Origin of the sequence: Parvibaculum sp., assembly GCF_045863935.1 — a bacterium.
Taxonomy (GTDB): Bacteria; Pseudomonadota; Alphaproteobacteria; order Parvibaculales; family Parvibaculaceae; genus Parvibaculum.
Window position 1 is genome coordinate 71,732 of record NZ_BTVP01000012.1, and the last position, 14,623, is coordinate 86,354.

At 63.8% G+C, this 14,623-nt stretch carries 14 protein-coding genes; 9 read left to right on the forward strand and 5 right to left on the reverse strand.

The window, feature by feature from the left end; all coding sequences use genetic code 11:
• Nucleotides 1–87 precede the first annotated feature (87 nt).
• Nucleotides 88–1,224 (reverse strand): iron-sulfur cluster carrier protein ApbC, encoded by a 1,137-nt coding sequence (apbC, locus tag ACKUUH_RS07090; RefSeq protein ID WP_407949187.1) that lies wholly within the window; start codon nt 1,222–1,224, stop codon nt 88–90.
• Nucleotides 1,225–1,393: 169 nt separating this feature from the next.
• Between apbC and hflK the strand changes: the two genes are divergently transcribed.
• The 4 genes from hflK (at nt 1,394) to ACKUUH_RS07110 (ending at nt 5,216) form a co-directional block, all read left to right on the forward strand.
• Nucleotides 1,394–2,575 (forward strand): FtsH protease activity modulator HflK, encoded by a 1,182-nt coding sequence (gene hflK, locus ACKUUH_RS07095; RefSeq protein ID WP_407949188.1) that lies wholly within the window; start codon nt 1,394–1,396, stop codon nt 2,573–2,575.
• A complete protein-coding gene (hflC, locus tag ACKUUH_RS07100; protein ID WP_407949189.1) occupies nt 2,575–3,447 on the forward strand; it encodes a protease modulator HflC in 873 nt (290 codons plus the stop codon). Before hflK ends, hflC begins: the two co-directional genes overlap by 1 nt.
• A gap of 14 nt (nt 3,448–3,461) precedes the next feature.
• Nucleotides 3,462–3,647, forward strand: a complete 186-nt coding sequence (locus ACKUUH_RS07105; protein WP_407949190.1) for a DUF2065 domain-containing protein — start codon at nt 3,462–3,464, stop codon at nt 3,645–3,647.
• Nucleotides 3,648–3,746: 99 nt separating this feature from the next.
• Nucleotides 3,747–5,216: a DegQ family serine endoprotease gene (locus ACKUUH_RS07110; RefSeq protein ID WP_407949191.1), complete on the forward strand. Its 1,470-nt coding sequence runs from the start codon at nt 3,747–3,749 to the stop codon at nt 5,214–5,216.
• Nucleotides 5,217–5,427: 211 nt separating this feature from the next.
• Here ACKUUH_RS07110 and serB read toward each other — a convergent pair whose 3' ends face one another.
• Nucleotides 5,428–6,309: a phosphoserine phosphatase SerB gene (gene serB / locus ACKUUH_RS07115; RefSeq protein WP_407949192.1), complete on the reverse strand. Its 882-nt coding sequence runs from the start codon at nt 6,307–6,309 to the stop codon at nt 5,428–5,430.
• A gap of 126 nt (nt 6,310–6,435) precedes the next feature.
• On the opposite strand from serB, the gene miaA reads away from it, so the two are divergent.
• The 5 genes from miaA to ACKUUH_RS07140 all read left to right on the forward strand — a co-directional run bounded on the left by miaA (nt 6,436) and on the right by ACKUUH_RS07140 (nt 11,717).
• Entirely contained in the window at nt 6,436–7,386 is a 951-nt protein-coding gene (miaA, locus tag ACKUUH_RS07120; RefSeq protein WP_407949194.1) for a tRNA (adenosine(37)-N6)-dimethylallyltransferase MiaA, read from the forward strand.
• 130 nt (nt 7,387–7,516) lie between these two features.
• Complete coding sequence (locus tag ACKUUH_RS07125; protein ID WP_407949195.1) at nt 7,517–9,274, forward strand: acetolactate synthase 3 large subunit; 1,758 nt, start codon at nt 7,517–7,519, stop codon at nt 9,272–9,274.
• A 104-nt stretch (nt 9,275–9,378) separates the two neighbouring features.
• Complete coding sequence (gene ilvN, locus ACKUUH_RS07130) at nt 9,379–9,891, forward strand: acetolactate synthase small subunit (protein ID WP_322311626.1); 513 nt, start codon at nt 9,379–9,381, stop codon at nt 9,889–9,891.
• 29 nt (nt 9,892–9,920) lie between these two features.
• Nucleotides 9,921–10,940 carry a ketol-acid reductoisomerase gene (ilvC, locus tag ACKUUH_RS07135; RefSeq protein ID WP_407949196.1) on the forward strand — a complete coding sequence of 340 codons (1,020 nt, stop codon included), beginning with the start codon at nt 9,921–9,923 and terminating at the stop codon, nt 10,938–10,940.
• Between the two features lie 81 nt (nt 10,941–11,021).
• Complete coding sequence (locus ACKUUH_RS07140) at nt 11,022–11,717, forward strand: aspartate/glutamate racemase family protein (RefSeq protein ID WP_407949197.1); 696 nt, start codon at nt 11,022–11,024, stop codon at nt 11,715–11,717.
• Between the two features lie 116 nt (nt 11,718–11,833).
• On the opposite strand, the gene ACKUUH_RS07145 is transcribed toward ACKUUH_RS07140, so the two are convergent.
• The 3 genes from ACKUUH_RS07145 to ACKUUH_RS07155 all read right to left on the reverse strand — a co-directional run bounded on the left by ACKUUH_RS07145 (nt 11,834) and on the right by ACKUUH_RS07155 (nt 14,557).
• Complete coding sequence (locus tag ACKUUH_RS07145) at nt 11,834–12,271, reverse strand: globin domain-containing protein (RefSeq protein ID WP_407949198.1); 438 nt, start codon at nt 12,269–12,271, stop codon at nt 11,834–11,836.
• Nucleotides 12,272–12,578: 307 nt separating this feature from the next.
• Complete coding sequence (locus ACKUUH_RS07150) at nt 12,579–13,325, reverse strand: alpha/beta hydrolase (protein WP_407949200.1); 747 nt, start codon at nt 13,323–13,325, stop codon at nt 12,579–12,581.
• A gap of 290 nt (nt 13,326–13,615) precedes the next feature.
• Nucleotides 13,616–14,557, reverse strand: a complete 942-nt coding sequence (locus tag ACKUUH_RS07155; protein ID WP_407949201.1) for a cation diffusion facilitator family transporter — start codon at nt 14,555–14,557, stop codon at nt 13,616–13,618.
• Between the last annotated feature and the right edge of the window lie 66 nt (nt 14,558–14,623).

The window sequence follows — 14,623 nt, forward strand, 5'->3', positions numbered from 1 at the left end:
GTCCGTGCATAAGGTTGATATCAAATCATTTCCGCATAGTCAAAACGTAATGAGCGCAGCATGCGCTTTTCATGTGAGAGGGAAGTGTCAGTCTTCGACGGAAATGGCGGGTGCTTTTCTCGCGTCGCCGCCGAGTGCCCGGTCGAGATGTTCGCCAACGCGCCGTGCAATGTCGAGGAAGGGCTTTGCCTCCTCGCTGTCCGGTGCGGTTGCGACGACAGGTTCTCCGTTGTCCGATTTCTCGCGGATCGTCATGTGCAGCGGCACCTCGCCGAGGAAGTCGCAGCCGAGTTTCTCCGCCATGCGCCGCGCGCCGCCTTCGCCGAAGATATAGGACTTCTCGCCGGAACCGGGGCTCACGAAGTAGGCCATGTTTTCGACGATGCCGAATACCGGTACATGCGTCTTCTCGAACATGGCGAAGCCCTTGCGGGCGTCGATCAGCGCGATTTCCTGCGGCGTCGAGACGACGACGGCGCCCGTCAGCGGCACACGCTGCGCCATGGTGAGCTGCGCGTCGCCCGTGCCGGGCGGCATGTCCACCACCAGCACGTCGAGTTCGCCCCATTCGACATCGCTCATCATCTGGGTGAGGGCGGATTGCACCATCGGCCCGCGCCAGATCATCGGCGTGTCTTCATTGACGAGATAGCCGATGGACATGGTCTTGATGCCGTATTTCTCCTTCGGCAGGAGCTTCTTGCCGTCCTTGCTCTCGGGCTTGCCGGTGAGGCCCATCATGCGCGGGACGGACGGCCCGTAGATATCCGCATCGAGAAGACCGACGCGGCGGCCGAGCTTCGAGAGCGCAAGCGCGAGGTTGACCGCGACCGTCGACTTGCCGACACCGCCCTTGCCGCTCGCGACGGCGATAATCGCCTTCACGCCGGGGATCTGCATCGCGCCCTGCGGCGCGCGCGGTTGCTCGGGATGCGCGTGCGAATGTCCCTTCGCCGGGGAGGGAGAAGGCGTATCGCGATGCGCGGTCAAAACCGCCGTTACGCTCAAGACACCCGGCAGCGTCTTCACCGCCTGTTCGCAGGCCTTGCGCAGCGGTTCCTTCTGCGCCCCCTTCGCGGGATCGACCTCGATCGAAAAGCCGACATGGCCTTCCCGCACCACGAGCCCCTGCACGAGCCCCGCGCTCACGACATCCTTGCCGCTCTCCTCGTCCCGGACGGTGGAAAGGGCCGCTGCAACGTCGTCACGGGTCACGCTCGCCATTTGTCTTCTTTCGGATCGTTTGTTCGCGGCGGCATCTTGAAGAAATCCCGGTGCGGCTCATATCGCTCGTGCCGGCCCGGTTCGCGTTGCGCCTGTGGGGTCTCTGTCATATAAACCCGGGTATGCGCGTTTCCAACCGGTCTATCACTTCGCAATCAAAGGATTTTTGATGCCCTGGGACAACAAGAGCGGCGGCGGCTGGCAAGGTGGCGGCGGCCGGGGCCCATGGGGGCAGGGACCGCAGGGCGGTGGCGGCAACCAGCCGCCCGATCTTGATGAGCTGATCCGCCGGGGACAGGAAAAATTCCGCCAGATATTCGGCGGTGGCGGCGGTCCGGGCGGCGGCATCGGCCAGGGCAGCGGCGGTGGCCGTGGCCCCATTTTCCTGATCGCGCTCGTGATCGTCGGCATGCTCGCCTACACCTCTTTCTTCCGTGTGAACGCGAACGAAAAGGGCATCGTGCTGCGCTTCGGCGACCATGTGCGCACCGTGCAGCCGGGCCTGCATTTCAAGTTCCCCTATCCGATCGAGACGGCACTGACGCCCGCGGTGACCAACATCACCAGCATCGACGTCGGCATGCGCGCATCCGGCGGTTCGCCGATCAGCGTACCGGAAGAAAGCCTCATGCTCACGGGCGACGAAAACATCGTCGATATCGCTTTCACCGTGCAGTGGCGCATCAAGGCGGACGAGGCGCCCGGCTTTCTCTTCAATGTCCAGAACCCCGATCTCGCCGTGAAGGCGGTTGCCGAAAGCATGATGCGCGAAGCGGTCGGCGCATCCCGCATCGAGGTGCTGCAGACCACCGGCCGTAACGAAGTGCAGGAGCAGGTGCGCGTCGGCCTTCAGAAGACGCTCGACGAATATGGCGCCGGCATCGAAATTACCGAAGTGAAACTCCAGAAGGTCGACCCGCCCGCGCAAGTGCTCGACGCATTCCGCGACGTGCAGGCCGCGCGCGCCGACCAGGAGCGGCTGCGCAATCAGGCCGAGACCTATGCCAACACGGTCATCCCGCGCGCCCGAGGCGAGGCGGCGAAGATCACGCAGGCGGCGGAAGCCTATCGCGAGCAGATCGTGGCGGAAGCGGAAGGCGATGCGAAGCGCTTCATCTCGATCTATACCGAGTACAAGAAGGCGCAGGATGTGACGCGCCGCCGCATCTATCTCGAAACCATGCAGGACGTGCTTGGCGACGTGAACAAGATCGTGGTGACGAACGGCGCCGCCGGCGGCCAGAACGTATTGCCTTATCTACCGCTCAATGAGCTGAAGCCGAAGAGCGGGGCGGCGGCGCCGTCCTCGTCCTCGACGGCCGGCAGCCAGACCACGAATGGAGGCCGCTGATGAACAGGTCCGTTGCAATCGGAGCCGGCGTCGTCGCGGTCATTGTCCTGATCGGGCTCTATCTGTCCGCCTTCACTGTCAGCATGACACAGCAGGCGATCGTCCTTCAGTTCGGCGATCCGCGCGCCGTGGTCACAGAGCCGGGGCTGCACTGGAAGCTGCCGGTCGTCCAGAACGTCGTCTATGTCGACAAGCGCATCCTGAACCTCAATGCGCCCCCGGAGGAAATCATCGCCAAGGACCGCAAGCGGCTCGTGGTCGATGCCTTCGCGCGCTACAGGATCGTCGACTCGCTGCGCTTCTATCAGTCCATTGGCAGTCTGCAGAGCGCCGAGGACCGCTTGAAGCCGAACCTGGTGTCATCGCTTCGAAATGTGCTCGGCGACCACACGCTCGAAGAACTCGTCCGTGACAATCGCGCGGGTCTGATGAAGAAGATCCAGGCGGCCTTCAACAATGCCGCGCAGCAGTTCGGCATCGAGGTCGTCGATGTCCGTATCCGCCGTGCCGACCTGCCGGAGCAGAACAGCCAGGCGATCTATCAGCGCATGCAGACGGAACGCGAACGCGAAGCCGCTGAAATCCGCGCGCAAGGTAACGAGGAAGCGCAACGCATCCGCAGCCGGGCCGACCGCGAGGTCACCGTTCTCATCGCCGAATCCGAACGCGATGCGCAGATCGCGCGAGGCGAGGGCGATGCGAAGCGGAACGAGATTTATGCGGCGGCCTATTCGCAGGATCCGGAGTTCTTCGCTTTCTACCGGTCGATGGAGGCTTACAAGAAGAGCCTGAAAGGCGACAACACGACCATGATCGTGGAGCCGCAGGGCGAATTCTTCCGGTATTTCGGCAATGAGAGCGGTCGGCGCTGAGAGGCTGAGCTGACTTGAACGACTTTCTGACGGCACTCGGCCTCGCGCTCGCGATCGAAGGCATCCTCTATTCCGCCTTCCCCGGGCCGATGCGCCGGGCGCTTGCGTCCGTATCGGGAATGCCGGACCAGTCGCTCCGCTTGGGCGGACTGCTTGTCCTTGCCATCGGGGTTTTCGTCGTCTGGCTCGCCCGCGGCTGAGGTTTGCCGGGGCGCGGGTGCCTCAATTCGTCCATAATCCGGCTGAAAATGAACCCGAACCCGCAAAACCTGCGGGGCGGGACAGGGGAGTAGGTGTAAATGGCTTTGACGGGCGGCGAAGGAAACAGGCGGCGGCATGTCATTCTGGCCTTGGCCGTGCCGCTTCTGGCGACGCTCTTCGTGGCCTTCATTGCCTCACCTTTGGCCGCGCGCGGTGCGCCTGACAGTTTTGCGGATCTTGCCGAGCGGCTCTCGCCCGCCGTCGTCAACATCTCTACATCCCAGGTGCTCAAGCCCGGCGACATGGCCATCCCCGGCGTGCCGGAGGATTCGCCGCTCAACGACTTCTTCGACGAGTTCATGGAGCAGCAGCAGGGTCCGCGTCCGCAGCGCGTGCAATCGCTCGGCTCGGGCTTCGTCATCGACCCAAAGGGCATCGTCGTCACCAACAATCACGTGATCGAGGGCGCGGACAAGATCGAGGTGACGTTCATCGACGGGACGACGCTTCCCGCGACCGTGAAGGGATCTGATCCGAAGACGGATCTCGCCGTGCTTGAGGTCGTCAGCGACAAGCCGCTGCCATATGTGGAGCTTGGTGACAGCGAGCGCATTCGCGTCGGCGACTGGGTTGTCGCGATCGGAAATCCCTTCGGCCTTGGCGGATCGGTAACGGCGGGTATCGTCTCGGCGCTCAACCGTGATATCCATGCCGGTAATTACGACGACTTCATTCAGACGGATGCCGCCATCAATCGCGGCAATTCCGGCGGGCCGCTTTTCGACATGCAGGGCCGCGTCGTCGGCGTCAATTCCGCGATCATCTCGCCCTCGGGCGCTTCGGTCGGCATCGGTTTTGCCGTCCCGACGAGCACGGTGAAACCCGTGGTCGATCAGATCATGAAATATGGCGAGACGCGGCGCGGCTGGATCGGCGTGCGCATTCAGTCCGTCACGCCCGAGATTGCCGAAAGCCTCGGTCTTGGCGTTGCGCGCGGCGCGCTGGTTGCGGGCGTGAGCCCGGATGGGCCGGCATCGGCCGCGGGCATCGAAACGGGCGACATCGTTCTCGCTTTCAATGGCCGCACCATCAACGCGATGCGCGACCTGCCGCGCGTCGTGGCGGAGACGGACATTGGTTCCACGGTCGATGTGCAACTCTTCCGCGATGGCGAAACGCTGACACGCAAGATCGAAGTGGGGCGTCTCGAAGACGAAGAAGAGAAAGTCGCTCAATCCGCCCCGAAGGACGAGCCGGTGGAGAAGGCGACCGTGGTGCTCGGTCTGAGCCTCTCGGCGCTCAATGACGATCTTCGCCGCCGCTTCGGCGTTCCGGCGGAAACGGAAGGCGTGCTCGTCACGGATGTCGATCCGCTCGGTGCGGCGATCGAAAAGGGCATACGCCCCGGCGATGTGATCGTCGAAGTGGCGCAACGTCCCGTCTCGACGCCGGCAGATGTCGAGCGCATTGTCCTGTCGGAAGAGAAGGGCGGCCGGAGATCCGTCCTCCTGCGCATGTCGTCGGCTGGCGACATTCGCTTCGTGGCGTTGAGGCTCGGCGGGGAGTAGTTCCCGGCATAAAGTCGGTGTTGTCCGGTTAAGGGCAATTCCATTCGATGAAAGAGTATTTGTAGACCCTGAACTCAAATTTCATCGTCATGGCCCGCTTTATGCGGGCCATCCACGTCTTTGCGTCCTGGAATGGAAGAAAAGAAAGACGTGGATGACCCGGACAAGCCGGGTCATGACGGCTGTTTTAAACCTGTGTTCGGCCGACGCCTCAGCCCCCGATCTCTTCCTGCCTGTATCCCTGCATATAGAGAAGCGCCGTCAGGTCGCCATGGTCGATGCGGGCATGTGCCGCTTCCGCGACCACCGGTTTTGCGTGGAAGGCGACGCCGAGGCCGGCTTCGCCGATCATGGCGAGGTCGTTCGCGCCGTCGCCGACGGCAAGCGTTTCCTCTGGCTTCAATCCCAGTTCATCGCGCAGGCGGACCAGCGCTTCGAGCTTCGCCTCGCGCCCGAGAATCGGTTCGGCGATGCCGCCGGTGAGCTTGCCGCCCACGAAGATGAGCCGGTTCGCCTGATTGGTGTTGAAACCGACAGCATGCGCCACGCGCTCGGTGAAAAAGGTAAACCCGCCCGAGACGAGCGCGCAGGCATGGCCGTCATTGCGCATGGTCGCAACGAGCGCGCGCGCGCCGGGCGTCAGGGTGATGCGTTCGCGATAGACCTTTTCGAGCGCTTCGAGGGGCAGTCCCTTCAGCAGGCCGACCCGCTCGCGCAGCGCCGGCTCGAACTCGATTTCGCCGCGCATGGCGCGTTCGGTGATTTCGGAGATTTGCGGTTTGATGCCGCATTCGGCGGCGAGCTCGTCGATGCATTCCTGCTCGATGATCGTCGAATCCATGTCGGCGATCAGCAGTCGCTTGCGGCGGCCTTCCACGGCTTGCGCCGACAGGTCGATTTTCGCGCCCTTGAGCGCGCTGCGCGCTGCCGCCTCCGCCGCGGCCGGTTCGCCGTCGAAGGGAATATCGCAGGCAAGGTGCGCCGCCAGCCAGCCGGCCGTGCCGGGCGAGGGGAGGGCGCTTCGGGCCGCGTCCACATGCGCACTTGAAAGCGGCGTCGCTTTGTTGCCTATCAGGGTCAGGACGTATTTCATGTGACAGACTTTTTTCTCAACCAATGTCATGCCCGGGCTTGACCCGGGCATCCAGGAACCGCTCACTCAGCGTCTGATCGCTCTGGATTGCCGGGTCAAGCCCGGCAATGACGAGGAAGTTTGGTTTTGACCGATCCCATCCATATCGAACGTGCCGTTCTTATTGCAGGGCCGACCGCCAGCGGCAAGTCGGCGCTGGCGCTTGGCCTTGCCGAAAGGCTTGGCGGCGAGATCGTCAACGCCGACTCGATGCAGGTCTACAGCGAGATGCGGGTGCTGACCGCGCGGCCGTCCGAAGCGGAAGAAGCGCGCGTGCCCCATCACCTCTACGGCATCACGGACGCCGCTGCGCCGCTCTCGGCGGGCCGCTGGGCGGTGCTGGCGGCGGCGGCGATGCGCGAGATTGCGGGGCGCGGAAAGCTGCCCATCGTCGTCGGCGGCACAGGGCTTTATTTCCGGGCGCTTGTCGAAGGGCTCGCGCCCGTTCCCCAGATTCCGGCAAATATCAGGGAAGAAGTCCGGGCCGAGGTCGCGGAGGCGGGCCTCCATGCCCATGCGCTTCTCGCCGAAGCGGATCCCGCTCTCGCGGCCGGGATACGCCCCTCCGACAAGCAGCGCATCGCGCGCGGGATCGAGGTTCTCCGGGCCACGGGCCGCCCGCTCAGCGCCTGGCAGCAGGAGCCCCCGGAGCCTCTGGTCACTGGCCGCTTCGCCAGGATCGTGCTCGCGCCCGAGCGGGAGTGGCTCCGGGAGCGGATCGGCCGCCGTTTCGACCTCATGCTCGCCGAGGGCGCGCTGGCGGAGGCGGAAGCAATGGCCGCGCTCGACCTCGACCCCGCGCTCCCGGCCATGAAGGCATTGGGGCTCCGTCCCCTGATCGCCCATCTCTTGGGCGCCATTTCGCTCGAAGAGGCGGCGGAGGCCGGAAAGAAGGAGACCCGCGCCTACGCGAAGCGGCAGGAAACCTGGTTCCGGACGCAGATGATTGCGTGGAACACCTTTTCTACGCAAGATTCGGAAAGACTTGGTGATGAAATCTTTTCGTTTATTGACGATTTGGGGTTGACCCGGTTCTGAAGCGCGGCTAGGTTGCGCGCACTTTCGGCGGCAATGCGCGGAAAATGCCCGGGAATCCGGTGCTCGTGCAGGCCGCTTTGTTGTTTTTGCCTCCCGGCATTGCATGCCGAGGCGCATAAGGACCGGAACAATGGCGGCTCAGGAACTGACAGGCGCGGAAATCGTCATCAAGGCGCTGGTCGATCAGGGCGTAGACACGATCTTCGGCTATCCGGGCGGCGCCGTTCTCCCGATCTACGACGCGCTGTTCCAGCAGAACAAGATTCGCCACATCCTTGTCCGCCACGAGCAGGGCGCGGTTCATGCCGCCGAGGGCTATGCACGCTCGACCGGCAAGCCCGGCGTCGTTCTCGTCACCTCCGGGCCGGGTGCCACCAATGCCGTTACCGGCCTCACCGATGCGCTGATGGATTCCATCCCGATCGTCTGCCTCACGGGGCAGGTGGCGACGCATCTCATCGGCTCCGACGCCTTCCAGGAAGCGGACACGGTCGGCATCACGCGTCACTGCACGAAGCACAACTGGCTCGTGAAGTCTGCGCCGGAACTCGCGCGCGTCATGCACGAGGCCTTCTATGTCGCGACGCATGGCCGTCCCGGCCCCGTCGTCATCGACATTCCGAAGGACGTCCAGTTCGAGAGGGCCGAATATACCGTCTCGCCGCACATCACGCATCGCACCTACCGGCCGCGCATGAAGGGCGACATCGACAAGATCAGGGAAGCGGTCGATCTCATCGCGAACGCGAAGAAGCCCATGTTCTACACGGGCGGCGGCGTCATCAATTCGGGCACGGTTGCGAGCCAGTTGCTGCGCGAGTTCGTTCGTCTCACCGGCTATCCGATCACGTCGACGCTGATGGGTCTTGGCGCCTATCCGGCTTCGGACAAGCAGTGGCTCGGCATGCTCGGCATGCACGGCACCTACGAAGCCAACAACGCCATGCATGATTGCGACGTGCTCATCAATATCGGTGCGCGTTTCGACGATCGCGTGACGGGCCGTCTCGATGCCTTCTCGCCCCATTCGAAGAAGATTCACGTCGATATCGACGCTTCCTCGATCAACAAGAACGTCCGTGCCGATGTCGGCATCATCGGCGATTGCGCCCATGTACTCGAAGACATGCTGCGTATCTGGAAGTCGAAGGCACGGCGGCCGGACAAGGCGGCGCTCGCCGACTGGTGGAAGCAGATCGACATCTGGCGCGACCGCAAGTCGCTCTCCTACAAGACGAATGAGAACGTCATCAAGCCGCAGCAGGCGATCCAGCGCCTCTACGAAATGACGAAGGGCCGCGAGGTCTATGTCACGACGGAAGTCGGCCAGCACCAGATGTGGGCGGCGCAGCACTTCCATTTCGACGAGCCGAACCGCTGGATGACGTCGGGCGGCCTCGGCACGATGGGGTATGGCATGCCGGCGGCCATCGGCGCGCAGATCGCGCATCCGGACGCCCTCGTCGTCGACATCGCGGGCGAAGCCTCGATCCTGATGAACATGCAGGAACTCTCGACCGCCGTTCAGTTCATGCTGCCGGTCAAGATCTTCATCCTGAACAATGAATATATGGGCATGGTCCGCCAGTGGCAGCAGCTCCTCCATGAGGGCCGCTATTCCCACTCCTATTCGGACTCGCTGCCCGATTTCGTGAAACTGGCGGAAGCCTATGGCGCGACGGGCATCCGGGCCGAAAAGCCCTCCGAGCTCGATGCCGCGATCAAGAAGATGATCGAGACGCCCGGACCGGTCATGTTCGACTGCCGGGTCGACCAGCTCGAGAACTGCTACCCGATGATCCCGTCCGGCGCCGCCCATAACGAGATGATCCTGGGCGACGATCCGGACGGCGCGAGCGTGTCGGAAGAAGGAAAGATGCTGGTCTGACCCCTCATTTGTCATTGCCGGGCTTGACCCGGGGGTGACGAATAAGAGAGGGGAAAATAAAAGAACTCTTTCCACGGCGGCCCATTGCCACTACAGAGACGCGCATGAAAAAGGACGAGACAATCGAGCGGCACACCATTTCCGTACTCGTGGACAACGAGGCGGGGGTACTTGCGCGCGTGATCGGGCTCTTTTCGGGGCGGGGCTACAATATCGAGAGCCTCACCGTCGCCGAGGTGGACCAGGCCGAGCATACCTCGCGCATCACGGTCGTTACCTCGGGCACGCCCATGGTCATCGAGCAGATCAAGGCGCAGCTCGACCGGCTGGTGCCGGTCCACAGGGTGATGGACCTCACCGTCGAGGCGAAAGCGGTCGAGCGCGAAATGGCGCTCGTCAAGGTCGCGGGCACGGGGGAGAAGCGGGTCGAGGCGCTGCGCCTGTCGGATGCGTTCCGCGCCCGCGTGATCGACACGACGCATTCCTCCTTCATCTTCGAGGTGACGGGCGCGCCGGACAAGATCGATGCCTTTATCGGGCTCATGCGCCCGCTCGGACTGGTTGATGTGTCGCGGACCGGCGTGGTGGCAATCGCCCGCGGTCCCGAGGCGATGTGATTTAGAGACGAACCGAAGGAATAGAAACCATGCGCGTTTATTACGACCGCGACGCGGACGTGAACCTGATCAAGGGCAAGAAAGTCGCCATCATCGGCTATGGCAGCCAGGGCCATGCCCATGCGCTGAACCTGCGCGACTCGGGCGTCAAGGAAGTCGCCGTGGCGTTGCGCGCGGGCTCCGCCACCGCGAAGAAGGCGGAAGGCGAGGGCCTCAAGGTGATGACGGTCGCCGACGCCGCGAAGTGGGCCGACGTGCTCATGATGCTGACGCCGGACGAGCTGCAGGCCGACATCTATTATGCCGACCTGCATGACAACATGAAGCCGGGTTCGGCGCTGCTCTTCGCGCATGGCCTCAACATCCATTTCAACCTGATCGAGCCGCGCAAGGACATCGACGTCCTCATGGTCGCGCCGAAGGGCCCCGGCCACACGGTGCGTTCGGAATACAAGCGCGGCGGCGGCGTGCCCTCGCTCATCGCCGTCCATCAGGACGCGACGGGCAATGCGCATGATGTCGGCCTTTCCTACGCGTCGGCGAATGGCGGCGGCCGCGCCGGCATCATCGAGACGACCTTCCGCGAGGAATGCGAGACGGACCTTTTCGGCGAGCAGGTCGTGCTCTGCGGCGGTCTGGTCGAGCTCATCCGCGCCGGTTTCGAAACGCTGACGGAAGCCGGTTACGCGCCGGAGATGGCTTACTTCGAATGTCTGCACGAAGTGAAGCTCATCGTCGACCTCATCTATGAAGGCGGCATCGCCAACATGAACTACTCGATCTCGAACACGGCCGAGTATGGCGAATACGTCACCGGCCCGCGCATCATCACGGCGGAAACCAAGGCCGAGATGAAGCGCGTGTTGAACGACATTCAGTCCGGCAAATTCACGCGCGACTGGATGCTCGAGAACAAGGTCAACCAGACGAGCTTCAAGGCGACGCGCGCGCATGCCGCCGCTCACCCCATTGAGGAGGTGGGTGCCCGCCTTCGCGAGATGATGCCGTGGATTTCGGCGAACAAACTCGTAGACAAGGACAAGAACTGACGCGATCTCGCATCAGCCCGACGATACATGGGGCCCTCCGCGAAGATCGCGGGGGGCCCTTTCCTTTTCAGGAGAGGTCACATGCCTCCATCATTCGCACCTCACGGTGCCGCCGTCGCCTTCCTGCACACGGCGGCGCTCCATATCGAAACCTTCGAGCGGCTTCGCGACGAGATCGCGCCGGGCCTCCGGCTCACGCATGTCGTGCGCGAGGATCTGCTGGCCGCCACCGAAAAGGCGGGCGGTCTCACGCCTGCCATTTCGCTGCGCACGCAGGAAGCCCTGCTCGCGCTTGGCCATGGCGGGGCGCGTGTCGTCGTCTGCACCTGTTCGACGCTCGGCGCGGAAGCCGAGAAGGCGGCGGGCGAGGCGGAAATTCCGGTCATGCGCATCGACCGGCCGATGGCGGACCGTGCGGTGCGTGAGGGAAGGCGCATCGGCATCTGCGCGGCGCTCGCGCCCACGCTCCAGCCCACGCGCGCGCTTCTCGAAAGCTCGGCTGCCCGCGCGGGCCGCGACGTGGAGCTGCGCGAGTTCCTGTTCGACGATGTCTGGCCTGCTTTCCGCGCGGGCCGTCTCGACGACTACCACGCCGGCATCGCCGCGCGTCTCGGCGAGGCGGCGGCGCATGTCGATCTTCTGGTGCTGGCGCAGGCGTCGATGGCGCCCGCCGCGCGCCTCGCGGGCGAGCTCGCCGTGCCGGTGCTGTCGTCTCCGCGCATCGGTTTCACGGAAGCTGCAAGGATTGCAGGGGTGAGGGCGGGTGAGGCTGCCTGAATCAAAGTGTCATGCCCGGGCTTGACCCGGGCATCCAGGAGCCGCTTGCGCTGTCCCGTGTTGCTCTGGACCCCCGGGTCAAGCCCGGGGGTGACGAATGTGAGGATGAAAAATCTTCACCCCACTTCCATTCCGGCTTTCGCGGTCTGCTGCTCGACGATCGCGTCGATCTCGCGAAGCAGCTCGCCCCAGGCGGCATCCGTCTCGGCGTTCCACTCGCTGCCCAGGACCTCGGCAAAACAATCCCTCACGACACGGAAGAATGTCGCGAAGACGGTGGGCGGAACGCCGAAGCCCGAGTGATTGGTGAGTTCGCTCTGGATGAGCGTGCGCGCATAGCCGCGGGGACCGAGAAGGTCGAACACGCAGTCGAGCGCCTCGGCCAGCATGTGCCCCTGCGCGCTGCCGTCCCGGTCGAGAATGAACAGCGGTTCCATCTCCGGCTGTTCGGCAAAGAGCCGCGCATAGACGAGGGGGCTCGGATCGCCCGCCACATCCGCCACGCGCTCGATGGAATTTTCGATGAGCTGCTTATGTTGTTCGCTCAGGCTCATGGGTGCTTCTCCCTTGTTTTTCTGTTTTGAAGAAGACTACACCATCAGTGTCATCCTGGCGAAAGCCGGGAACGGCGGCGGCGAATTGTGTGTTTGCGGTTCGCTCCCTGCCTCCCAACTTCGTCATGCCCGGACTTGATCCGGGCATCCAGAAGCCGCCGCTAGGCGGCGTCCATCTTCGAAAAACCTTTTGTGCTGGGGTCGCGGGAAGGGTTGTTGTGAAGCGAGACGGCGCGTTCCGCGCCTTCTGGACCCCCGGGTCAAGCCCGGGGGTGACAAAGAAAGATGGGAAGAAGAACGTTCAAACCTACCCGTAAACCATCCCGTGCCAGCCGGCGCGGTCGAAGGGCGACCAGTCGCCTTCCGCCTGCGCGAGGCGGTCGGCGACGGCCCAGAGCACGAGCGGGTTGAAGCCCATGCCGAGATGCGTCGCGGGAACCTCGATGTTTTCCGTCTGCTCCGAAGGCTGCTCGCGGCAGGCTTCCCACGAGACGATGCCGTCGCTGCGTGAATAGATGGACGAGCAGGGAACCGGTGGCGGCACACGGCGGCGCGCGGCGGCATCCGGTTTCCTCGTGCCGTCCACGGCGATGTCCGAACCGAAAGGGCTGCCCAGCGTCACCACCTGGCGCACCGCATAGGGAAATTCCCTCGCCAGTTCACGCGCGAAGATGCCGCCAAGGCTCCAGCCGACAATGCTGATGCGCCGTCCATAGCGTTCATGCAGTTCCGTCAGCCGCGCGCGCAGCTTCTCGTGCAGTTCCCGGCTCGGGCCCCAATTGTGGCCCTGTTTCCAGGGATGGGCGGCATAGCCGAGTTCTTCCAGATAGCGGCGGATGACGATGGTCGATTCGTCGCCCGTCAGCACGCCGGGCAGCACCAGCACGGCGTGTCCGTCGCCGCGCGGTGCGGCGAGCAGCGCCGGGATCGCGGGCGCCAGCGCGCCGAGTTCGGCGAAGATGCGCAACTCGCCAAGACGCGACAGCCAGCCCGGCTCGCGGGACTGATTTTCGTCGTCGTGCAGATCGCCCCAGCTATCGAATGTGTAGGCCATTGCCACCCCTTGCCGCGTTGGCGCCCATCATACTGCATCGCAGCATGAAAAAGGAGATGAATTTTCCGGGAGGTAGCGCCCGTGGATAACTCGCCCTCTCAATCGTCATGACCCGGCTTGTCCGGGTCATCCACGTCTTTCTCTTCGTCATTTCCTTGTCGCCAAGACGTGGATGGCCCGCATGAAGCGGGCCATGACGACTTGGGGTAGAGGGAACAATCCGATCTTGCAACAGCTTGACGGGAACGTTCAAGCCGGATCATGACGAGAAAGAACAGTGACCTGTGTACCTAGCGCTCGCTCGCATGTTCGTGGTCCGGGCAGTCCTCTTCCTCGATCTGGACCGTCGCATGGCCGATGCCGAATTCCGAGGCGAGCCGTCCCTTGATGTCCCCGAGCGCCTTGCCTGCGTCGGTTCCGGGTGTGAGTTGCGCGTGAAGGGTCGCAACCGCGCGTCCCGTGCCGAGCGACCACGCATGCACATGATGCACGTTGCAGACGCCGGGCACATTGCCCATCAGGTCTTCGGCGATCGTTTCGCCGCCCGCGCCTTCGGGCGACCCTTCCATCAATATGTGCGCGCTTTCCTTCGTGATGCCGATGGCGCTTCGCAGGATCAGCAGCGCGACGAAGACGGAGAGGATGGGGTCGGCGATGGTGTAGCCCGTTCCCATGATGATGAGGGCGGCGGTAATCGCCGCGACGGAGCCGAGCAGGTCGCCCATGACATGCAGCGCCGCGCCGCGCATGTTGAGATTGTCCTCGCCGCCATGCAGCAGCTTGAAGGCGATGATGTTGACGAGAAGACCCGCCGCGGCAATCGCGAGCATCGGCACGCCGAGCACCGGCGCGGGTTCCATGATGCGGCCCACGGCTTCCACGACGATCCAGGCCACGACGCCGAGCATCACGATTCCGTTCGCGAAGGCGGCGAGAATTTCCGCGCGCGCATAGCCATAGGAGCGCGCCGCGTCCGCCGGGCGGCGCGCCAGCCGCGTCGCGATGAAGGCAAGCATCAGCGCGCCCGTGTCGGTCAGCATATGGCCGGCATCGGCGAGCAGCGCGAGCGAACCGGACAAGATGCCGCCCGCCGCTTCGAGTACCATGAAGCCACCCGTCAACCACATCGCGAACATCACGCGCTTCTCGTTGCCGAGCCCGTGCGAGTGGTGGTCATGCGAGTGGCTATGCGAATGATCGTGGCTGTCGTGACTGTGGTTATGCGCGGTCATCTTTCTTTCCTCCCACCCTCCCCTTGGGATTCCTCTGCAAAAGAGGGTAGCGGCTGGCGTTGATTG